The organism is Qipengyuania gaetbuli (assembly GCF_020524765.1).
Lineage (GTDB): Bacteria > Pseudomonadota > Alphaproteobacteria > Sphingomonadales > Sphingomonadaceae > Qipengyuania > Qipengyuania gaetbuli_A.
In genome coordinates, this window is record NZ_JAIVLR010000002.1 from 602,457 (window position 1) to 623,409 (window position 20,953).

Below are 20,953 nucleotides of genomic sequence, written 5' to 3' on the forward strand. Positions count from 1 at the left end.
GCGATGAGCAAGTTCACCTTCAATATGCCCGACATCGGCGAAGGCATCGCCGAGGCCGAGATCGTCCAGTGGCACAAGAAAGTCGGCGACCGCGTCCAGGAGGACGAGGAATTCGTCGACATGATGACCGACAAGGCGACCGTGCCGATGGAAAGCCCGGTCACCGGCACCATCGTCGAGGTCGCCGGCGAGGAAGGCGACATGGTTTCGATCGGCTCGATGCTGGTGGTGATCGAGGTCGAGGGCGAGATTCCCGAAGACGTCGCCGAAGAAGCGCCTGCTCCGGCACCTGCTCCCAAGGCGGAGAAGGTCGAGGAGCGCATCGAGGTGGAAACCTCCGATGCAAGCGATGCCGAAGACGCGCTGGCCGCCGATCCGGCACCCGAGCCGCTGCCCGCGCTGACCCCGGCGCCCGAGCCCAAGGCCCACGCCAAGGTCCTCGCCACCCCGGCGGTGCGCAAGCGCGCCAGGGACCTCGGGATCGACCTTGCGCAGGTGAAGCCCTCGGAAGAGGGCCGTATCCGTCACGGGGATCTCGACCAGTTCCTGTCCTACAACTCCGGCTATTCGCCTGCCGCGAAAACGCGCGAGGACGAGGAGAAGAAGGTCATCGGCATGCGTCGCCGCATCGCCGAGAACATGGCTGCATCGAAGCGCAACATCCCGCACTTCTCCTATGTCGAGGAGATGGACGTCACCGACCTCGAAACCCTGCGCGCCCAGCTCAACGCCAATCGCGGCGATCGTCCCAAGCTGACGATCCTGCCGCTGCTGATCACGGCGATCTGCAAGACGCTGCCCGATTTCCCGATGATCAACGCGCGCTACGATGACGAGGCTGGCGTGGTGACGCGGCACGGCTCGGTCAACATGGGCATGGCCGCACAGACCGATGCGGGCCTGATGGTCCCCGTTCTGCGCAATGCGCATGCGATGAACCTGTGGCAGCTCGCCAAGGAAATTTCGCGGCTTGCCGATGCGGCTCGCAGCGGCACGGCCAAGAAGGAAGAGATGGAAGGCGGCACGCTGACCGTCACTTCGCTCGGCCCCCTCGGCGGCGTGGCGACCACGCCGGTCATCAACCGCCCCGAAGTCGCGATCATCGGCCCGAACCGCATTATCGAGCGCCCGATGTACGTGTCCGACGGCATGGGCGGCGAACGGATCGAGAAGCGCAAGCTGATGAACATCTCGATCAGCTGCGACCACCGCGTGGTCGACGGCTATGATGCAGCCAGCTTTATCCAGGCGCTGAAGAAGCTGATCGAGACGCCCGCGCTGATCCTCGTCGACTGACCTGTGATAGGGTGTCGGGCATGAAGACCGACACCCGAGTCGATGACTACATTGCCAAGGCCGCGCCGTTTGCGCAGCCCATCCTTCGGCACCTGCGGCAGGTGGCGCATGACGCGCTTCCCGAAGGCGAGGAGGACATCAAGTGGGGCATGCCTCACTTCTGCCTCAAGGGTAAGAACGTCGCCGGCATGGCCGCGTTCAAGGCGCATTGCTCCTTCACTATCCACGGCGAGGCGAAGCAGGGCGAGGGGATGGGGCAATGCGGCAAGATCGCGAAGCTTTCCGACCTTCCCGCCGATGCAGAACTGGTCAACCGCCTGCAGGACATCGCCGCCGTGTTAGAGGCGGGCGGGAGCGCGACCGGCGGCGGCAAGAAGCGCGCCCCGGTCAAGGAAAGCGCCGTGCCCGAAGACCTCGCCCAGCGCCTCGGCGCGGATCCTGCGGCAAAGGCGACTTTCGACGGTTTCACCGCGGCGCAGCGGCGCGATTACGTGGACTGGATTACCGGGGCAAAGCGCGAAGCAACCCGCGCAAGCCGGCTCGACCAGGCGGTCGAATGGCTTGCCGAGGGCAAGAAGCGATACTGGAAGTACGAGAACTGCTGAACGTCAGCGGGGCCAGCCGGGCGGCGCCTCGTAACAGCTGTCCTGGATATCGATGGCCGATTTTGCGGCGATCGCGCCGCCCCCGAGCAGCGCCAGCGATGCGATGAGTAATGCCCCTTGCAACATGCGACTTCCCCCGTTCCCCCACGTGGAAATGCTGGCGGCAGTGTCGGCCCCAAATGGTTACTTTCGAGTAAATGCGGAGGCGGGAAAACAATCCGAAAAAAGGGGCGAAAAGCGCATTGACAGGAATCGGAGTGCCGCCTAGATGCGCGGCTCCCAAGAGGCACAGCGCCTGGATGCGCGGGTGTAGCTCAGTTGGTTAGAGTATCGGCCTGTCACGCCGAGGGTCGCGGGTTCGAGTCCCGTCACTCGCGCCACTTGGGACATTCTTCAGATTTGAAGATGCGTGAAAGCGGGGCTTCGGCCCCGCTTTTTCGTTATGCGCGCCTCATTCCTTGTCCGCAGGAGGCGACCAGCGGCCCGTTTCCATCCAGATCAGGAAGCGTCGCAGCGGCAGCAGCCAGACGAGGCCCAGGAACAGGTAGATCACCGTCTGCACCAGCGCGTTCCAGCCGCCGATCACTTCGGGCACGTAGCGCGCGACGAGGATGCCGTAGACCAGCAGTGCCAGCAGCAAGCCCATGAGGCCGACGGGAATACGCCAGGTAGGTTCGTTTCTCATGCGAAGGGTCCGTAAAGGCGGGTAGGGGTGACGACGGCATCGAGCCTGCGGTCATGCGGTTCGGTCGGCAGCGCGGCAACCAGCTGGCTGTCCCAGGCGAGCCCGATGGTTTTCGCAGAGGGATTGGCGTCCAGCCAGCGGTCGTAATGCCCGCCGCCCTGGCCCAGCCGCTCGCCGCGATCGGTAAAGCCGACCAGCGCGACGAACAGCACGTCCGGCGAAGCTGTCACAGCCTCCGCCGCGGGCTGCAGCAGGCCGAAAGGACCGACCTCGAGGTCGCTTTCCTCGAACGGGTCTTCGAACAGCGCGAATTCCATCGGCGCGTTTCGCGTGGCGAAACGCGGCAGGGCGAGGGTGTGGCCCCGCTCGAACAGGAACTTGGCATAGGACGCGGCAGGCGCTTCGTGCGGATTGGCACGGTAAAGGCCGATCACAGCACCTTCCGGCAACAAGTCGAGCAGCGGCGCGGGCGGGCGATGGAAAACCAGCGCGCGCATGCTGTCGGGCAGAGCCTCGACCGTTTCACGGCGCGCCGCGCGCAGTTGCTTGCGAAGTTCGTCCTTGGTCACTGCCGCCTCATCAACTCGCTTGATCGTGCGTCCCCCTCCGGGCCCAAGGCCCGCAAGGCCGACCGGCCGCCCGCAGCGACGCGACCGAAAGGTCGCTTGAGCGAGGAAAGCCAAGTGAGCGGACGCGAACGCCGGCGCCTGAGGCGCAAAATGAATGTGGCGGAACCACCATGGGTCGTTGCCGGAAAATCCTCTGACGCCTTCACGTCAGGTGGGCGCCGTATATCCGGATCGCCGGGACGAACCCGCCAACCAGGTAGGGACAGCTCCCTTGGATTGCTTATAGCCTCAGGGATGTTTCATGCGGCTCGTGCCGGGCAGTCCCGCCGCGGCCTATTTAGGAGGCCTGCGAGCGCCCCTCAAGAGCCGATGCAGCGTTTTCGAACGCCGTGGCGAGGCGTTCCAGCTTTCCGGCCACCGCATCGCTGTCGAGCGACGATCCGGCAGGTGCAGGCGAGGGCGCAGCCGTGCCGCCCTTGGTGCGGGCTTCGTCAGCCTCGTCTGCCAGCATCAGAGCGGCGAACAGCAGGTTCTTCGCCTCGTTGCTGGTGAGATTGCCGCCCATCGCCTTGAGCTTGGCATCGACGAGACCGCCGAGATACTCGATCCGCTGTTCCTGCCCTGCTGCGCAGCCCACGGTATAGCTGCGCTCGCCGACGGTGAGACGGACCTCGCTCATCGTTCAAGTCCCGCAATCAGCGTGTCGAGTTCGGCCAGGCTGGCAGTGACCTGTTCGCGCAGCGTTTCGTGCTTCTGTGCGAGTGCCGCCGAAGCCGACGGAGAGCGCGAAAGTGCGGCCTGGGTCTCGATGCGGGCGAGCGCTTTTTCGATCCTGTCGATGGCCGTCGTGATGCGCGCTTCGCTCATGGCGCGTAGAAATACCAAGAATGGCGTTGCCGCGCAAAGGTTTGGGGTGTGCTGTTGATAAGTTGCTCAAGGGTCGGCCTCGCGGGCCTGTCCCCAGCCCTCGGCTTGACCTTGTCGCACGCCTCCGCGAAGGGTGCGCGCGCGTCGAATCGGCCCTTTTTCGCGGAGATACCAAGCATGACAATCGACACTGCCCGCATGGTCCAGATGGCCAACGCCATCAGGGCTCTTTCGATGGATGCGGTGCAGGCGGCAAACTCGGGGCATCCCGGCATGCCGATGGGCATGGCCGACGCCGCGACGGTGCTGTGGAGCGAATATCTGCGCCACGATCCTGCCGCGCCGAACTGGGCCGATCGCGACCGTTTCGTGCTGTCGGCCGGCCACGGCTCGATGCTGATCTACGCGCTGCTCCACCTGTCGGGCTACGAGCGTCCGACGATGGACGACATCCGCAACTTCCGCCAGCTCGGCAGCCCCTGCGCCGGCCACCCGGAAAACTTCCTGCTCGACGGCGTGGAATGCACCACCGGCCCGCTCGGCCAGGGCCTTGCGATGGCTGTCGGCATGGCGATTGCCGAGCGTCACCTCAACGCGGTCTTCTCTGACAAGCTGGTCGACCACCGCACCTGGGTGATCGCGGGCGACGGGTGCCTGATGGAAGGCATCAACCACGAGGCGATCGGGCTTGCCGGCCACCTCAAGCTCGGCCGCATGAACGTGCTGTGGGACGACAACCGCATCACCATCGACGGCGATACCGACCTGTCGACGAGCGAGGACATCAAGGCCCGCTACGAAGCGACCGGCTGGCATGTGACCAGCTGCGACGGCCATGATTTCGCGGACATCCGCCGCGCGCTCGACGAAGCGCTGGCGGACGAACGCCCCTCGCTGATCGCCTGCCGCACCGTCATCGGCAAGGGCGCCCCGAACAAGCAGGGCGGCCACAATGTCCACGGCGCGCCGCTGGGTGCAGACGAAATTGCCGCGGCCCGCGAATACCTTGGCTGGGATGCAGAGCCGTTCACCGTGCCGGGCGCGATCCTTGCCGACTGGCGCTCGACCGCCGAAAGCGGGAAGGCCGCCCATGCCGAATGGCGCCGGCATCTCGAAGCCGACAGCGCGGCGCGCGCAGCGTTCGAGAACCACATGGCGGGTGTCGGCAATCTCGCCAGCCCCGCGCTGGAAAGCTACATCCGTGATCTCGCCGCCAATCCCAAGACCGTCGCCACCCGCAAGGCTTCGGAAATGGCGCTTGGCCCGCTGACCGAGAAGCTGCCCCAGCTGATCGGCGGTTCGGCCGACCTCACCGGCTCGAACAACACCAAGACGGCGTCCACCGCGCCCTTCAGCGCGGACGATTACAGCGGCCGCTATCTCTATTACGGTATCCGTGAATTCGGCATGGCCGCCGCGATGAACGGCATGGCGCTGCACGGCGGCGTTGCGCCTTATGGCGGCACCTTCCTGATCTTCAGCGACTATTGCCGCAATGCGATCCGCCTGTCTGCGCTGCAGCAGATCAACGTGACCTACGTTCTGACGCATGACAGCATCGGCCTTGGCGAAGACGGCCCGACCCACCAGCCGATCGAGCAGGTGATGAGCCTGCGCCTGATCCCAAATCTCAACGTCTATCGCCCGTGCGACACGATCGAGACGGCCGAATGCTGGGCGCTGGCGCTCGAAGCGCCGACCACGCCTGCCGTGCTCGCGCTGAGCCGCCAGAACCTGCCGCAGCTGCGCGGCGAGGGCGATGCCGACTGGGGCTCGGCGAGCAACCGTAGCGCCAAGGGCGCTTATCGCCTCAAGGCCGCCGATGCCGACCGCAAGGTCGTGCTGGTCGCGACCGGTTCGGAAGTCGAGGTGGCCATGGCCTGTGCCGCCAGCCTCGAGGAACAGGGCATCGGCGCGGACGTCGTCTCGATGCCGTGCATGGAACTTTTCGCGCGGCAGGACCCGGCCTATCGCGCCGACGTGCTGCCCGCCGATGCGCTCAAGGTCTCGATCGAGGCGGGCGTCACGCAGGGCTGGGAACGCTTTGTCGGCGTCGACGGCCTGACCATCGGCATCGACCGCTTCGGCGCATCCGCCCCGGCCGGTGACCTCTACGCGAAATTCGGTATCACCGCGGAGGCGATCGTCCCGCAAATCATCAACAAATTGAACGGCTAAGCAGGAGTTCTTCCCAATGGCGACCAAGGTTGCAATCAACGGTTTCGGACGTATCGGTCGCCTGGTGGCGCGCGCCATCCTGGAGCGTGACGACCACGACCTCGAGCTGGTGTCGATCAACGACCTGTCCGACACCAAGTCGAACGCGCTGCTGTTCGGTTTCGACAGCACCCACGGCCGCTTCCCCGGCACGGTCGAAGTGGACGGCGAAGACCTCGTCATCAACGGCAAGCACGTGCGCGTCACCAGCGAACGCGATCCCGGCAAGCTGCCGCACGCTGAAATGGGCGTCGACATCGTCATGGAATGCACCGGCTTCTTCCAGTCGGACGAAGCGGCCCGTCCGCACCTTGCGGCAGGCGCCAAGCGCGTGATCATCTCGGCCCCGGCAACGGGCGTGTCGAAGACGATCGTCTACGGCGTGAACCACGACACGCTGACCGCCGACGACGACATCATCTCGAACGCCAGCTGCACCACCAACTGCCTCGCACCGGTCGCCAAGGTCCTGCAGGATCTCGTCGGGATCGAGCGCGGCTTCATGACCACGATCCACAGCTACACCAACGACCAGCGCATGCTCGACCAGATCCACAAGGACCTGCGCCGTGCCCGCGGCGGTGCGCAGAACATGATCCCGACCACCACCGGCGCTGCCCGTGCGGTCGGCCTCGTCCTGCCAGAACTGAAGGGCAAGCTGGACGGTTCGTCGGTCCGCGTACCGACGCCGAACGTTTCGCTGGTCGACCTGACCTTCGTACCCGGCCGCGACACCACGGCAGAGGAAATCAACGCCGCGCTCAAGGCTGCAGCCGAAGGCAAGATGAAGGGCGTGCTCGACTACACCGACCAGCCGCTCGTCAGCAGCGACTTCAACCACCACCCGGCCAGCTCGACCGTCGACAGCCTCGAAACCGCCGTTCTCGAAGGCAAGCTGGCGCGCGTCGTCAGCTGGTACGACAACGAGTGGGGCTTCTCGAACCGCATGATCGACACCACCGGCGTGATGGCGAAGTTCCTTTAAGGACAGTCAGATGAGCAAATTCAGGACCCTTGATGACCTTGGGGACGACCTTGGCGATGTAACCGGCAAGGTCGCGCTGGTGCGCGTTGATCTCAACCTGCCGATGCAGGAGGGACGCGCCAGCGACGTCACCCGCGTCGAGGCGGTCAAGCAGACCATCCTCGAGTTGTCGGACAAGGGCGCCAAGGTCCTGTTGCTCGCGCATTTTGGCCGGCCCAAGGGCCAGCGTCACTCGACCATGAGCACCAGCATGGTGCAGGGCGATGTCGAGCGGGTGCTGGACAAGGAAATCATGTTCATCCCCGAAGTTTCGGGGCCCGTGGTCGAACAATCGATCGGCATCCTGCGCGCTGGCGATATCGGCCTGCTCGACAACGTGCGGTTCTGGCCGGGCGAGGAAGCGAACGATCCCGAATTCGCCAAGGCCATTGCGGCACATGGCGATTTCTACGTCAACGACGCCTTCTCCGCCGCGCACCGCGCCCACGCCTCGACCGAAGGGCTGGCCCATTTCCTCCCCGCCTATGCTGGCCGCGCGATGGAAGCGGAGCTGAAGGCGCTCGACGCCGCGCTCGGCGCGCCGCAGACGCCGGTTGCTGCCGTGGTAGGCGGTGCCAAGGTCTCGACCAAGCTCGACGTGCTCGAAAACCTCGTCGGCAAGGTGCAGCACCTCATCATCGGTGGGGGCATGGCCAACACCTTCCTCGCCGCGCGCGGGGTCGATGTGGGCAAGTCGCTGTGCGAACACGACCTGACCGACACCGCCAACCGCATCATGGATACGGCCGACCATGCCGGCTGCACCGTGCACCTGCCCTATGACGTGGTGGTGGCGAAGGAATTCGCGGCCAATCCGGCGAGCATGCGGGTCTGCAACGTCCACGAGGTTGCCGCGGACGAGATGATTCTCGACGTCGGCCCGCTGGCGGTGGAGGCCCTTGGCGACGTGCTCAAGACCTGCCGCACGCTGGTCTGGAACGGCCCGATGGGTGCCTTCGAGACGGAGCCGTTCGATGCCGCGACCGTCGCGCTCGCCAAGACCGCAGCCGCGCTGACGCAGGACGGTTCGCTCACCTCGGTCGCGGGCGGGGGCGATACCGTCGCCGCGCTCGCCCATGCCGGGGTGAAGGACGAGTTCACCTTCGTGTCGACCGCAGGCGGCGCCTTCCTCGAATGGATGGAAGGCAAGGACCTGCCCGGGGTCGCCGCCCTCAACAAGTAATCCTCGCGTTCCTGTTGCAGCTGCGAAGAGCCCCCGCTAAGGGGCCGTGCATACCTATGCACGCACCAGCGAGGACGGACATGAATTTCGAGGAAATGCGCCAGCGTATCGCCACCGGCCAGGGCTTCATCGCGGCGCTCGACCAGTCGGGCGGATCGACCCCCAAGGCGCTCAAGGGCTACGGCATCGAAGAGGGTGCCTGGACCACCGAGGACGAAATGTTCGGCCTGATCCACGAAATGCGCCAGCGCATCATCGAGGCGCCCTGCTTCGGCAATGGCAAGGTCATTGGCGCGATCCTGTTCGAAAAGACGATGGACGGCCAGAGCGGCGGCAAGAGCGTGCCCCACCGCCTCGCAGAACGCGGCATCGTGCCCTTCCTCAAGGTCGACAAGGGCCTCGAGGACGAGCGTGACGGCGCGCAGCTGATGAAGCCGAACCCGGGCCTCGAGGACATGTGCAACCGCGCCCGCGATCTGGGCGTGTTCGGCACCAAGATGCGCAGCGTTGTGAAGTCGGCCAATCCGGCTGGCATCAAGGCCGCTGTCCACCAGCAGTTTGCCGAAGGCGCGCGTATCCTGTCCTGCGGCCTCGTGCCGATCCTGGAGCCGGAATACGACATCACTGCCGCCGACCGTGCGGAAGGCGAAAAGATCATGCTCGCCGCGATCGAGGAAGGGCTGGATGCGCTGCCGGAAGGCCAGCAGATCATGCTCAAGCTGTCGATCCCCAAGGACGCAGGCCTCTATTCGGGCCTGACCAGCCACCCCAAGGTGCTGCGCGTCGTGGCACTGTCGGGCGGCTATTCGACCGACGAGGCGTGCCAGCATCTGGCGCAGAACCCGGGCATGATCGCCAGCTTCAGCCGCGGCCTGCTGCAGGACCTGCGCGCCACGCAGAGCGATGAGGAATTCGACGGCACGCTGTCGGGCGCGATCGACCAGATCCACGCCGCCAGCGTCGCCTGACGACCTACCTGCTTTCGTAGACGAAGCGATACTCGCCGGGCGCCAGTTCGCGCCCGGTGGTGACCTCCGGCGTGCCCGAGACGAGCGCGACCACGCGCTGGTGCGTGCCGTAATCCTCGTCCAGCGCGATATTGGCCGTGTCGCGCCAGCCCGCACCATCGATGCGGGTTTCGACCACGAGGCGGCCCGCCCATACGCAGCGCGCATTCACCGGGCAGCGGCTGTCCTCGACGACGCGGCGGGGCGTGACCACGATATCGCCCACGCGCACCGGCTGCCCGATGGCAACGGGAGTGCCCTCGGCGCGGGGAGTACCTTCCACGATGGGCGCATCGGGCACCACCGCGCAGGCGGCGATCGCGGGGAAGAGCAGGGCGGCTGCCGCAAGGGCGAGGGGGCGTTTGGTCATGGGGCAAGGATAGGCCGCGCGCCGCTTTCGCAAATCTGAATGTCGACGAAGCGCGTTTCTGGCGATACGAAGCGCCGCGATGACCGATACCCCCTGCCAGCTCTACCTGATTTCGCCGCTCGACGTGTCGGGCGATTTTCCCGCACGCCTCGAACGCGCGCTCGACGCAGGTGCAGGCCTCGTCACGGCCTTCCAGTTCCGCGTGAAGGGGCTGGACCAGCACGAGGCTGCTGCGCTTGCCGAACCGCTGCAGGCGATCTGCGCCGCGCGCGAAGTCGCCTTCATCGTCAATGACGACGTCGGGCTGGCCAAGCGGCTGAAGGCCGATGGCGTGCACCTGGGGCAGGGCGACGGCGATCCTGCCGATGCGCGCGAGGAACTGGGCCGCGAGGCGCAGATCGGCGTGACCTGCCACGGCTCGCGCCACCTTGCGCTGGAAGCGGGCGAGGCGGGGGCGGACTATGTCGCTTTCGGCGCTTTCTACCCCAGCACCACCAAGGCGACCGAGCACACCGCCGAACTCGAACTGCTCGAATGGTGGAGCGAGATGGTGGAGATTCCCAGCGTCGCCATCGGCGGGATCACGCCTGAGAACTGCCGTCCGATCGTGGAGGCTGGGGCCGACTTCCTCGCCGTATCGGGCGCCGTCTGGAACGGTGACGAAGTGGCCGCAATCAAGGCCTTTGCGGAGCAAATGTCGGTAAAGTGAGTTGTTTCTCCCGAAGGGACGGGTCGCGTCCCGTAATTTCGGGAGTTCCCATGCGCCATTTCCTGCTGCTCGCCGCATCCTGCGTAACCCTTGCCGCCTGCGGGCTGGACGGGGCCGAAGAGACTGACCGGACCGACACGGCCGCCGCCCGGCCTGCCGCGCCCGACCAGGGCTACGAGACCTATGGCGAGGACAATTACGCCGACGCCATGGCCTCGAACGACGCGGCCTATGGCAAAGGCGATGCGATGGCGGCAGATGCCGGTGCCATTCGCGATTCCGAAGAACGCCCGGTCATGCAGGCACAGGTCGTGCTCGACCGGATCGGCTTCGGGCCGGGTGTCATTGACGGCAAGATGGGCATGAGCACCGAGAACGCGCTGCTGGGTTTCCAGGAAGCGAACGGCCTCGACACTACGGGTGCGCTCGACGAGCCGACCAAGGCAGCGCTGGCGGAGTGGGAGCAGATACCTGCAACCCGCGTGGTCACCATCCCCGCAAGCTGGGGCAAAACCGACTATCGCTCGATCCCCGAGGATCCGGCCGAGCAGGCGGAAATGGAGAGGCTGGGCTACCGCTCGCTCGACGAGCGGCTGGCCGAACGCTTTCACACCACTGTCGCGGTGCTGAAGGAACTCAATCCCGGCGGCCAGCCTGCCGGTGCGGCGCAGGGCAAGGGCCCCAATCCGCAGCCCACGCCGACCCCCGACATCGCCCGGCCCGACGGCGAGGAGCCGAGCTATTTCCAGGTCGGCCAGCAGATCCGCGTGCCCAATATCGGCGCGGATGCCATCAAGCCCGGCTCGATCGACGACAGCAACTGGCAGCGCACGCTCGCCTCGCTCGGCGTCGGTAGCCAGCAGACCGAAGTGGACCGCATCGTCGTCAGCAAGGCAGGCAGCACGCTGCGCGCCTACCAGGGCGACAAGTTGGTGGCGCTGTTCACCGTGTCATCCGGCTCGAGCGAATTTCCCCTGCCGCTGGGCGAATGGAAGATCCTCGGCGAGGCTTACAACCCGCCCTATTCCTATGATCCCGAAGTGCTCGGCAAGGGTTCGGGAGAGACGTACAAGCTGCCTGCCGGGCCCAACAGCCCGGTCGGGGTCGTGTGGATCGACCTCAGCAAGGAGCATTACGGTATTCACGGCACGCCGGAGCCCGATACCATCGGCCGCGCGCAGAGCAGCGGCTGCGTGCGCCTGACCAATTGGGATGCCGCGCGGCTGGCCCAGATGGTCTCGCAATCGACGCAGGTGATATTCGAGGCTTGATGGGTTAGGGTAGGCCCATGAACCTTGTCGATCGCATCCTCACCATCGTCATCACCGCCACGATTACCAGTGCGATCTGGATCGTGGCGGGCGGCACGCTGATCGAGAATGCGAGCAGCGAAAGCCAGCGCAAGAACACGCGCCCGGCAGAGGCTGCACCCAGTCCCGTCCCTGTGCCCACCGATGGCGAGACCGACGCTTCTGCCGCCGCGCTCGACAGGGCAGGGCCGACCGCTCCTGCCGACAGCGACGGGCGGCAATTGCTCATCCCGGTCAAGAACATCCGCCCCTCCGACCTCACCGATACCTTCAGCGATTCGCGCAGCGAGGGCGTGCGCCTCCACGAAGCGATCGACATCATGGCACCGCGCGGCACCAGCGTGGTGGCGGCAGGCCCGGGGACGGTGGAGAAGCTGTTCCGCTCCGACGCGGGCGGCAACACGATCTACGTGCGCTCACCCGATGGCGAGACGATCCATTACTACGCGCATCTCGACCGCTATGCCGAAGGGCTGAAGGAAGGCCAGCGCGTGCGCCGCGGCCAGCGGCTGGGCACGGTCGGGTCGAGCGGGAATGCCTCGGACGAGGCTCCGCACCTGCATTTCGCGATTTTGCAGACGACGCAGGATGCCGAGTGGTGGGAGCCCGCAAACGCGGTCAATCCGTTCCCGCTCCTGACCGCGGGACGCTAGCTCAGTCCTGCAGCGGGCCTGCGCGGTGGCAGCGCAGGCGGCCGAGCTTGTCGTCCTTGCCCAGTTCCTGCAGCAGTCCGGACGACAGGAGCATCATGCGGTGCCCTTTCATCGGGCCGCGCGTGAAGGTCACGCGGTTGCCTTCGAGCAGGTAGGTGCCCTGTCCCTTGTCGGTACGGTAGCTGGATGCCCCGGTGATGGCGAAATTATGCGCGTCCATCTCGCGCCAGGCGGGTCCGGTCGCGCTGCCGGGCAGGGCGCAGACATATTCTCCCTGTTCGAGCAGGCCGAGCCGGCCCTGCGCCTGCACCATCGGTGCGGCGGTGGCGGTAAACGCGGCGGCGGCGAGGCCAGTGGCAATGAGGCGTTTCATGGTGATGCCCTCCACAGCCCAATATAGGGGTTGCCACATGAATTTTCCATTGCTTGCCCGATTGGCCTGCCTCGGGTAAGGCGCGCGGCGCACGTCCGCCCGGCACGAATCCCTGCCGGTCGGAGCTCTTTCACATCGAAGGCAGGTTTCCCATGAAGATCAGCGGCGTGGACATCCGTCCGGGCAATATCATCGAGTACGAAGGCGGCATCTGGAAGGTCGCCAAGATCCAGCACACCCAGCCCGGCAAGGGCGGCGCCTACATGCAGGTCGAAATGAAGAACCTGCAGGATGGCCGCAAGACCAACGTCCGGTTCCGCAGCGCCGACACGGTCGAGAAGGTGCGCCTCGATACCAAAGACTACCAGTTCCTCTATGAAGACGGCGACATGCTCGTGTTCATGGACCAGGAAACCTACGAGCAGATCAACCTGCCTTCCGACCTTCTCGGCGATGCCCGCCCGTTCCTGCAGGACGGCATGCAGGTCATGCTCGAACTGTGGGACGAAAAGCCCATCAGCGTCGAACTGCCGCAGCAGATCGAAGCCACGATCGTCGAAGCCGACGCCGTGGTGAAGGGCCAGACGGCCTCGTCCAGCTACAAGCCTGCCGTGCTCGACAACGGCGTGCGCATCATGGTGCCGCCGCACATCGAAAGCGGCACGCGCATCGTGGTCGACGTCTACGAGCAGACCTACGTCGGCAAGGCCAACTGAGGCACATCGTCCATGGGCAAGTCCATCGCCAGCCGATTCGATCACGTCGACATCGCCAGCAGCACGCTGCGGGCGGTGATCATCAATGATGACGAACTGACGCTGGAGATGGATTTCTGCCTCGAGCCCGGACACCCCGATTACGAGGAACCGGGCGCAGGGGAGGACGGCTGCTTCCACCCCGGCATGCTGCGCTTCGCGGGCATTTCCAAGCTCAGCCTCGACCGCCGCGACATCGGCGACGAAGGCAAACGCCGCTTCGCGATCGACACTTTCAACATTGAGGGCACGAAGTTCGACATGGCCTGCGAGTGGGGCGACATCCACCTGCAGGCGCGTTCGATCCGCGTCCTCACCGAGTAAGAGATACCAATGGCCGCAATTTCCGGACTGATCCGCGTGATGGAGAAAGCCGCGCGCAAGGCGGGTGCCCGCCTGCGCCGCGATTTCGGCGAGATCGAACACCTGCAGGTGAGCCGCAAGGGCCCTGCCGATTTCGTGTCCAAGGCGGACATGCGTGCCGAACGCGCGATCTACGACGAGCTGCTCCTGGCGCGTCCCGACTGGGGCTTCGTAATGGAAGAAGCCGGCGTGATCGAGGGCAAGGACGGCATGCCGCGCTGGATTGTCGACCCGCTAGACGGCACCAGCAACTTCCTCCACGGCATCCCGCATTTCGCGATCAGCATCGCGGTGCAGGAACGCAAGCTCGGCAGCGACGAATGGGGCGAAGTGACCGCGGGCGTGGTCTACAACCCGGTCACCGACGAGACGTTCTGGGCCGAAAAGAGCCGCGGCGCATGGTTGCATGATGGCCGCCTGCGCGTGTCTTCGCGCCGCAACCCGTCCGAAGCGCTGATCGCGACCGGCATCCCCTTCCAGGGCCACGGCGACTTCGCCGAATGGTCGAAGATCTTCAGCGCGGTCGGCCCCAATGTCGCGGGAATCCGCCGCTTCGGCGCGGCTTCGCTCGACCTCGCATGGCTCGCAGCAGGCCGGTTCGACGGCTATTGGGAAAGCGGCCTCAACGACTGGGATACCGCGGCCGGCTGCCTGATCGTGCGCGAAGCTGGCGGCTTCGTATCCGATTTCCGCGGCCGTTCGGAACAGATCCCTTCGAAGCAGGTGCTGGCCGCCAACGACCAGCTGCATTCGAAGCTGCACAAACTGGTGGCGCAGGCCCTCAAGGCTTGATGCACCCGCAGAGCGCGGCTAACTCCCGCGCTCCTGCACAGGCCCCTGTGGCGGAATTGGTAGACGCGCTCGACTCAAAATCGAGTTTCTTTGAAGTGCCGGTTCGAGTCCGGCCAGGGGTACCAGCCTTCCATTCGCTGTAACTTTCGTGGCAGACCCCGCGAACGGCATGGTTTCATCTCGTGCCGGCACAAGGGGGACAGTCCATGAGCGAGCAGGCATCCATTCGCGCAGTCGCAATCGCGCTGCTGGCGACCGTGGCGTCGCAGATTTTCTACATCACCGTCGTTTCGGGCTCGGAAAACGAGATGTTGCGCCCGCTGACGTGGTTTGCGGAACTCATCGCCTTCCTCGTGCTGGCGACCGTGTCGTTCGCACTCGGAATGAGGCGGTCGGACAATGCGATGCTGTGGACGCTGGTCGGCATCTCCGGCCTGCTCAACATGCTGCAGGTAGCGATGGGCCTGTCGATGTTCGCGCCCGCGATGAAAGTGTCGGAAAGCCTGCCCGAACTGTTCGAGGCAGTGCTGGCAGGGGCGTTCTTCCTCTATTTCCTCGCCAAGTTCACGCTCGGCGCTGCAGCCGTGATGCTGGGACTGTCGCTGTTCGGGAAGGGCGGGGCGGCAGCCAGGGCAGTCGGCGCGATCTGCGCGCTTTCGGGCCTTGCAGCGCTAGGCCTCAACCTGATTGCGATGGCCAGCCGAGCCGACTGGACTTTCCTTGCAGGCGGCGCCGGTACGCTGGTCGCGGCTGCCTTTGCCGTGGCCCTGCTGGTCGAGGGACGAAGCACCGCCGCGACACGGCCAAGCTGAGACGAATTGCAACTAGGGGACGAAAGCCCTTGAATTCGCGCCCCAGCGATGGAATTCACGCAGGCGGATGATCGGAATTCCGTCCTATCACGCGATAGCCGCCATGGTCGTGACCGTCGCCATGTTCGTCGCCTTTGCCCGCGGCCGCATGTCGGTGGAGATCGTCTCCCTGCTGACAATCGCGGTCATCGCGGTCGGCCTGTATTTCTTCCCGCTCGACGGCAACGACCCGACCGACGGGCTGCAGCTCGCCTTCTCCGGCTTCGGCCATTACGCGCTGATCACCATCTGCGCGCTGATGGTCATGGGGCGCGGACTGGTGGTGACCGGCGCGCTGGAACCGGCTGCCCGCTTCCTGGAGAGGATGTTCAAGTTCAACCTCCAGCTGGGCCTGCTGTTCTCGCTCGTGGTCTGTTTCGTGCTGTCGATGTTCATCAACAACACGCCCGTCCTCGTGTTGCTGATCCCGATCTTCGTGGCGCTGGCCGAACGCGGCCTGCTGCCCGCTTCCAAGACGCTGATCCCGATGAATGCCGCATCGCTGCTGGGCGGGCTGGCGACCACCATCGGCACCTCGACCAACATCCTCGTCGTATCCATCGCGGTCGACCTGGGGATGGCGCGGATGGGCGTGTTCCATTTCACCCCTATCGTGATCTTCGCCTGCCTGATCGCGCTGCCTTTCGTGTGGCTGGTGATGCCGCGCATGCTGGGCGACAACCGTATCGCGCAGGTCCACGCGCTGCGCCGGTTCGAGACGCGCCTGCGGGTGACGGAAAATTCGATCCTCAACGGGCGCGAACTGTCCGAAGTGACCTCGCGCCTTCCCGACGGTATCGAATTCCACGAAGTCCCGCGCGGCCTTATGCGCCCGCATCACCGGCTGCGCATGACCGGCACCCACCAGGCGATCGAAGAGGCCATGTCGGTGCTGCGCGGCGATGCCGCACCCAGCTGGGTGATCGACCGCATCCGCCGCACTTCGCACGACCAGGGCATCGACATCGCGGTCGTCGAAATGACAGTGACGGCGGATTCGCGCCTGATCGGACGCACCTTGCCCAGTTCCGGCATTGCCGACCTGTACGGGGTGGCGGTGATCGGCACGCATCGTCCCGAACGGCTGCTGGGCGAGAAGGACAGCTATTCCGAAGGCGGCGACCTGCGCTTCATGGAAGGCGACGTGCTGCTGGTGATGGGCCTGCCCGACGATATCGAACGGTTCGAGCGCGCGGACAGCCTGCTGACGCTGGAAGGCCGCCGCGAATTGCCGCGCCGCTCGAAAGCCGTGCTTGCCGCCGGCATCATGGGCGCATCGGTCGCGCTTGCATCGGTCGGCCTGCCCTTTTTCGGCAGCGAAGGCTTCTACCTGCTCAAGGTGCCGATCGCGATTTCCGCGCTGCTCGGCGCGATCCTGATGTTCATCACGGGCTGCGTGAAATTCGACCGCGTGGGCCGGGCGCTGTCCGCCTCGGTCATCGTGCTGGTGGCAGCCAGTATCGCGCTGGGCCGTGTGATCCTCGAAAGCGGGGCGGCGGACTGGATCGGCCTCGTCATGTCGAGCGGGCTGCAATACCTGACCCCGGCAGCGGCGCTGGCGGTGATCATGCTGACCATGACCTTCATCACGAATTTCGCGTCCAACGCAACGGCGGCGACGGTCGGGACGCCCATTGCCTTTGCCATCGCCACGCAGCTTGGCCTGCCGCCTGAACCCATGGTGCTGGCGGTGCTGTTCGGCTGCAACCTCTGCTACGCGACGCCGATCGCCTACCAGACCAACATGCTCATCATGTCGGAAGGCAGTTACGAATTCGGGGATTACGTGCGCACGGGCGTGCCGCTGGTCATCATCATGGTGGTCACGCTGTCGGCCGCGCTCGTCTTCACTTACGGGTTGTAGGGCTTTCCTACGGCTTGCCGCCGTGCCAGACAGGCGCGGCCAGAGGGGCGATGGTCCGGGGCGCGGAATTTCGCCCCAGGACCGTGTTCCAAGTGTTCCATGCTGTGGGGGAGAAACCAGTGAAGTCCTACATCCGTCCAACAAGCCTTGCCGCGCTTGCCTTTGCCTTTGCCTTTGCGGCCCCTGCCTCGGCGCAGGACCTGCGCGCCTCGTTGGCCGAAGACATGCCCGATCTGATGGAGCTTTACCGCGACCTTCACGCCAATCCGGAACTCAGCTTCGAGGAGTACAAGACCTCCGCCAAGCTCGCCAAGCGGATGCGCGCCCTGGGCTTCGAAGTGACCGAAGGCGTGGGCAAGACCGGCGTCGTCTCGGTGATGAGGAACGGTGACGGGCCCACGGTCCTGCTGCGCGCCGACATGGACGGGCTGCCGGTGGTCGAACAGACCGGGCTGCCCTTCGCCAGCAAGGTCATGGCGACGCCTGCCAGCGGCGTGACGACGGGCGTGATGCACGCCTGCGGCCACGATACCCACATGACCGGCTTCATCGGGGCCGCCCAGCTGCTCGCCGAACGCAAGGACGAATGGCAGGGCACGCTGGTGATGGTCCTCCAGCCTGCCGAAGAGGCTGGAGGCGGTGCGCGCGCCATGCTGGCCGACGGGCTCTATACCCGTTTCCCCAAGCCCGATTACGCCATCGCCTTCCACGATGCGGCTGCGGACAAGCCGGCCGGAAGCATCGGCATCTCGCCGGGATATGCGCTGGCGAATGTCGACAGCGTCAACATCACCGTGAAGGGCGTCGGCGGCCACGGGGCCTATCCGCACACCACCAAGGACCCGATCGTGCTCGCCAGCGCCATCGTCATGCGCCTGCAGACTCTGGTCAGCCGCGAACTGTCGCCGCTGGAGCCGGGCGTGGTGACGGTGGGCAGCTTCCTTGCCGGTGCCAAGCACAACATCATCTCGGACGAGGCGCGCATGCAGCTGACCGTGCGCAGCTATTCCGACGAAAGCCGCAAGCTGCTGCTCGACGGGATCGCCCGCATCGCCCGCGGCGAAGCTGTGGCGGCAGGCATGCCCGAAAACCTCATGCCGGTGGTCGAGGTGCAGGAAGACTTCACGCCGTCCACCTACAACGATCCCGATTTCGCCGAACAACTGCTGGCCAGCTTCGCCGACCGCTTCGGGGCCGACCGTGTCGGTACCCAGCCGCCGGTGATGGGGGGCGAGGATTTCAGCGAATACCGCCGCGCCGATCCCGACAACATCAAGTCGGTGATTTTCTGGGTCAGCGGTACGCCGGACCACATGCTCAAGGCGCTGAAGGAAGAGGGCAAGCCGCTCCCTTCGCTGCACTCGCCGTTCTGGGCACCCGATGCCGAAAAGGTGGTCGCGACAGGTGCGGAAGCGCTCGCCAGTGCCGCGCTCGACCTGATGCCGCGCAGCGGGGGCTGAGCCAAAAATTTACGGCCGCCGCAGCTTTGGGGGTGCTGCGACGGCCGTTTCTCCTCCCCAGGAGAACTGGTATTTAGCTGTCCGAAGGCACGTAGGTGCCCAGGCGGTGGTGGAGCGCGTTGATCTTGGCGAGCTCCTCCCGGTCATCCGTCGCCCTTGCGTAATGCATCAAGGCGGTCCGCAGCAGGCGGAAGTCGGCGGTGGAGAACAGGGCGCGTGCGCGGCCCGGTTCGGTCTTCGGGGCTTCGTCGGTCATCGTCGTCATCCTTCCTCTCCTCAGGCAGCTGCGAACTGGTTCATGGTGTTGTCCTTGCCGCCGGCCTTGAGGGCGGCTTCACCGGCGAAGTACTCCTTGTGGTCATCGCCGATGTCCGAACCGGCCATGTTCTGGTGCTTCACGCAGGCGATACCCTGGCGGATTTCCTCGCGCTGGACGTTCTTCACGTAGCCGAGCATCGCCTGTTCACCGAAGTACTCCTTGGCGAGGTTGTCGGTGCTCAGGGCGGCCGTGTGGTAGGTCGGCAGCGTGATGAGGTGGTGGAAGATACCGGCACGCTTCGCGGCATCGGACTGGAAGGTGCGGATCTTCTCGTCGGCTTCGGCGGCGAGTTCGGTGCCGTCGTAGTCGATGCTCATCAGCTTGGCGCGGTCGTAACCCGACACGTCCTTGCCTTCCTTCTCCCACGCATCGAAAATCTGCTGGCGGAAGTTGAGGGTCCAGTTGAAGCTGGGCGAGTTGTTGTAGACCAGCTTGGCGTTCGGGATCACCTCGCGAACACGGTCGACCATGCCGGCGATCTGTTCGACATGCGGCTTCTCGGTCTCGATCCACAGTAGGTCCGCACCGTTCTGGAGAGCGGTGATGCAGTCGAGCACGCAGCGGTCTTCACCCGTTCCGGCGCGGAACTGGTAGAGATTGCTGGGCAGGCGCTTGGGCGAAAGGAGCTTGCCGTCGCGGCTGATGAAGACCTGGCCATTGGTGATGTTGGCCGGATCGACTTCGTCGCAGTCGAGGAAGCTGTTGTACTGGTCGCCAAGGTCGCCCGGTTCGGTCGAGTACGCGATCTGCTTGGTGAGGCCCGCGCCGAGCGAGTCGGTGCGTGCGACGATAATGCCGTCGGGCACGCCCAGTTCGAGGAAGGCATAACGGATCGCACGGATCTTCTGGAGGAAGTCCTCGTGCGGAACGGTAACCTTGCCGTCCTGGTGGCCGCACTGCTTTTCGTCCGACACCTGGTTCTCGATCTGCAGGGCGCAGGCACCCGCCTCGATCATCTTCTTGGCGAGAAGGTAAGTCGCCTCGGCATTGCCGAAGCCTGCATCGATGTCGGCGATGATCGGCACGACGTGCGTCTGGTGCTCGTCGATTTCGCGCAGCAGGCGGTGCGTGTTGACTGCATCACCGGCTTCCTTGGCCTTGTCGAGTTCGCGGAACATGCCGCCGAGTTCACGGGCGTCGGCCTGCTTGAGGAAGGTGTAGAGTTCCTCGATCAGGGCCGGAACGCTCGTCTTCTCGTGCATCGACTGGTCGGGCAGGGGGCCGAATTCGCTGCGCAGGGCGGCGACCATCCACCCCGAAAGGTAGAGGTAACGGCGCTTGGTGCTGCCGAAATGCTTCTTGATGCTGATCATCTTCTGCTGGGCGATGAAACCGTGCCAGCAGCCGAGCGACTGGGTGTAGTTCGCCGGGTCGCGATCGTAGGCTTCCATGTCCTCGCGCATGATCTTGGCGGTGTAACGCGCAATGTCGAGGCCGGTGGGGAAGCGGTTCTGCACGGCCATGCGAGCAGCGCTTGCTGCGTCGATGGCTGCCCAGCTGTCGCCGTTCTTGGCGATGGTCTGGCCGAGTTCGGCGATGCGGCTCTGGTAGGTCATGCGAATCTCCTGTCGTCTTGGCGCTGTGGCCTTGCGAGGAAGATGTGCCCTCGGGCGTTTGCATGACAGGGAAATTTACAGAATTTGTTGTCTAATTGGCGCGTGTTTGGCAAATATGGCTGTAA

Annotated in this window: 24 protein-coding genes and 2 tRNA genes; 17 read left to right on the forward strand and 9 right to left on the reverse strand. The window is 65.1% G+C overall.

All coding sequences use genetic code 11. The annotated features are described in order from the left end of the window. Positions 1–3 precede the first annotated feature (3 nt). Together LC083_RS11425 and LC083_RS11430 are read left to right on the forward strand one after the other, a co-directional pair. Entirely contained in the window at positions 4–1,296 is a 1,293-nt protein-coding gene (locus LC083_RS11425) for a dihydrolipoamide acetyltransferase family protein (RefSeq protein ID WP_226700490.1), read from the forward strand. A gap of 20 nt (positions 1,297–1,316) precedes the next feature. Next, a complete protein-coding gene (locus LC083_RS11430) occupies positions 1,317–1,901 on the forward strand; it encodes a YdeI/OmpD-associated family protein (RefSeq protein ID WP_226700491.1) in 585 nt (194 codons plus the stop codon). A gap of 3 nt (positions 1,902–1,904) precedes the next feature. Here the strand turns inward: LC083_RS11430 and LC083_RS14025 are convergent, their stop codons facing one another. Then, positions 1,905–2,027 carry a hypothetical protein gene (locus LC083_RS14025; protein ID WP_264187272.1) on the reverse strand — a complete coding sequence of 41 codons (123 nt, stop codon included), beginning with the start codon at positions 2,025–2,027 and terminating at the stop codon, positions 1,905–1,907. Positions 2,028–2,204: 177 nt separating this feature from the next. Here LC083_RS14025 and LC083_RS11435 point away from each other — a divergent pair. Continuing rightward, positions 2,205–2,281 (forward strand) — tRNA-Asp (locus LC083_RS11435). 71 nt (positions 2,282–2,352) lie between these two features. On the opposite strand, the gene LC083_RS11440 is transcribed toward LC083_RS11435, so the two are convergent. From LC083_RS11440 to LC083_RS11455, 4 genes are all read right to left on the reverse strand, one after another. Continuing rightward, on the reverse strand, positions 2,353–2,586 hold the full coding sequence (locus LC083_RS11440; protein WP_226700492.1) for a DUF2842 domain-containing protein: 234 nt from the start codon (positions 2,584–2,586) through the stop codon (positions 2,353–2,355). Then, positions 2,583–3,155, reverse strand: coding sequence for a 5-formyltetrahydrofolate cyclo-ligase (locus LC083_RS11445; RefSeq protein ID WP_226700493.1), 573 nt, complete (start codon positions 3,153–3,155; stop codon positions 2,583–2,585). Before LC083_RS11445 ends, LC083_RS11440 begins: the two co-directional genes overlap by 4 nt. A gap of 337 nt (positions 3,156–3,492) precedes the next feature. Then, the gene (locus tag LC083_RS11450; protein WP_226700494.1) at positions 3,493–3,834 is read right to left on the reverse strand and encodes a cell division protein ZapA; all 342 of its coding nucleotides are present in this window, start codon (positions 3,832–3,834) and stop codon (positions 3,493–3,495) included. Then, complete coding sequence (locus tag LC083_RS11455) at positions 3,831–4,022, reverse strand: hypothetical protein (RefSeq protein ID WP_226700495.1); 192 nt, start codon at positions 4,020–4,022, stop codon at positions 3,831–3,833. Before LC083_RS11455 ends, LC083_RS11450 begins: the two co-directional genes overlap by 4 nt. Before the next feature lie 177 nt (positions 4,023–4,199). On the opposite strand from LC083_RS11455, the gene tkt reads away from it, so the two are divergent. The 4 genes from tkt (at position 4,200) to LC083_RS11475 (ending at position 9,414) form a co-directional block, all read left to right on the forward strand. Next, positions 4,200–6,200, forward strand: coding sequence for a transketolase (gene tkt / locus LC083_RS11460; protein WP_226700496.1), 2,001 nt, complete (start codon positions 4,200–4,202; stop codon positions 6,198–6,200). 16 nt (positions 6,201–6,216) lie between these two features. After that, the gene (gene gap / locus LC083_RS11465) at positions 6,217–7,224 is read left to right on the forward strand and encodes a type I glyceraldehyde-3-phosphate dehydrogenase (RefSeq protein ID WP_160606594.1); all 1,008 of its coding nucleotides are present in this window, start codon (positions 6,217–6,219) and stop codon (positions 7,222–7,224) included. Positions 7,225–7,234: 10 nt separating this feature from the next. Further along, positions 7,235–8,446 carry a phosphoglycerate kinase gene (locus tag LC083_RS11470; protein ID WP_226700497.1) on the forward strand — a complete coding sequence of 404 codons (1,212 nt, stop codon included), beginning with the start codon at positions 7,235–7,237 and terminating at the stop codon, positions 8,444–8,446. A gap of 80 nt (positions 8,447–8,526) precedes the next feature. Further along, entirely contained in the window at positions 8,527–9,414 is an 888-nt protein-coding gene (locus tag LC083_RS11475) for a fructose bisphosphate aldolase (protein WP_226700498.1), read from the forward strand. 4 nt (positions 9,415–9,418) lie between these two features. On the opposite strand, the gene LC083_RS11480 is transcribed toward LC083_RS11475, so the two are convergent. Further along, the gene (locus LC083_RS11480) at positions 9,419–9,823 is read right to left on the reverse strand and encodes a hypothetical protein (protein WP_226700499.1); all 405 of its coding nucleotides are present in this window, start codon (positions 9,821–9,823) and stop codon (positions 9,419–9,421) included. Between the two features lie 79 nt (positions 9,824–9,902). Here LC083_RS11480 and thiE point away from each other — a divergent pair, with 79 nt between their 5' ends. Genes thiE through LC083_RS11495 form a run of 3 tightly spaced genes read left to right on the forward strand, consistent with a single transcriptional unit; the run spans position 9,903 to position 12,495 of the window. Next, positions 9,903–10,532 carry a thiamine phosphate synthase gene (thiE, locus tag LC083_RS11485; RefSeq protein WP_226700500.1) on the forward strand — a complete coding sequence of 210 codons (630 nt, stop codon included), beginning with the start codon at positions 9,903–9,905 and terminating at the stop codon, positions 10,530–10,532. A 50-nt stretch (positions 10,533–10,582) separates the two neighbouring features. After that, positions 10,583–11,803, forward strand: coding sequence for a L,D-transpeptidase family protein (locus LC083_RS11490; protein ID WP_226700501.1), 1,221 nt, complete (start codon positions 10,583–10,585; stop codon positions 11,801–11,803). 17 nt (positions 11,804–11,820) lie between these two features. Further along, complete coding sequence (locus tag LC083_RS11495; protein WP_226700502.1) at positions 11,821–12,495, forward strand: M23 family metallopeptidase; 675 nt, start codon at positions 11,821–11,823, stop codon at positions 12,493–12,495. A gap of 1 nt (position 12,496) precedes the next feature. Here LC083_RS11495 and LC083_RS11500 read toward each other — a convergent pair whose 3' ends face one another. Continuing rightward, positions 12,497–12,868 carry an elongation factor P gene (locus LC083_RS11500; protein ID WP_226700503.1) on the reverse strand — a complete coding sequence of 124 codons (372 nt, stop codon included), beginning with the start codon at positions 12,866–12,868 and terminating at the stop codon, positions 12,497–12,499. Positions 12,869–13,020: 152 nt separating this feature from the next. On the opposite strand from LC083_RS11500, the gene efp reads away from it, so the two are divergent. The 7 genes from efp to LC083_RS11535 all read left to right on the forward strand — a co-directional run bounded on the left by efp (position 13,021) and on the right by LC083_RS11535 (position 18,953). Further along, entirely contained in the window at positions 13,021–13,584 is a 564-nt protein-coding gene (gene efp / locus LC083_RS11505) for an elongation factor P (protein WP_226700504.1), read from the forward strand. A gap of 12 nt (positions 13,585–13,596) precedes the next feature. Continuing rightward, entirely contained in the window at positions 13,597–13,947 is a 351-nt protein-coding gene (locus LC083_RS11510; protein ID WP_222553622.1) for a hypothetical protein, read from the forward strand. Between the two features lie 9 nt (positions 13,948–13,956). Beyond that, on the forward strand, positions 13,957–14,778 hold the full coding sequence (locus LC083_RS11515; protein WP_226700505.1) for an inositol monophosphatase family protein: 822 nt from the start codon (positions 13,957–13,959) through the stop codon (positions 14,776–14,778). 41 nt (positions 14,779–14,819) lie between these two features. Further along, positions 14,820–14,903: transfer RNA gene (locus LC083_RS11520), tRNA-Leu, on the forward strand. Between the two features lie 81 nt (positions 14,904–14,984). Then, entirely contained in the window at positions 14,985–15,590 is a 606-nt protein-coding gene (locus LC083_RS11525) for a hypothetical protein (protein ID WP_226700506.1), read from the forward strand. A 67-nt stretch (positions 15,591–15,657) separates the two neighbouring features. Further along, positions 15,658–17,493 carry an SLC13 family permease gene (locus LC083_RS11530; protein WP_226700507.1) on the forward strand — a complete coding sequence of 612 codons (1,836 nt, stop codon included), beginning with the start codon at positions 15,658–15,660 and terminating at the stop codon, positions 17,491–17,493. 119 nt (positions 17,494–17,612) lie between these two features. Further along, positions 17,613–18,953: an amidohydrolase gene (locus LC083_RS11535; RefSeq protein ID WP_226700508.1), complete on the forward strand. Its 1,341-nt coding sequence runs from the start codon at positions 17,613–17,615 to the stop codon at positions 18,951–18,953. 73 nt (positions 18,954–19,026) lie between these two features. Here the strand turns inward: LC083_RS11535 and LC083_RS11540 are convergent, their stop codons facing one another. Further along, positions 19,027–19,209, reverse strand: coding sequence for a hypothetical protein (locus tag LC083_RS11540; RefSeq protein ID WP_160606618.1), 183 nt, complete (start codon positions 19,207–19,209; stop codon positions 19,027–19,029). A gap of 20 nt (positions 19,210–19,229) precedes the next feature. Beyond that, complete coding sequence (locus LC083_RS11545) at positions 19,230–20,828, reverse strand: isocitrate lyase (RefSeq protein WP_226700509.1); 1,599 nt, start codon at positions 20,826–20,828, stop codon at positions 19,230–19,232. Positions 20,829–20,953 lie beyond the last annotated feature (125 nt).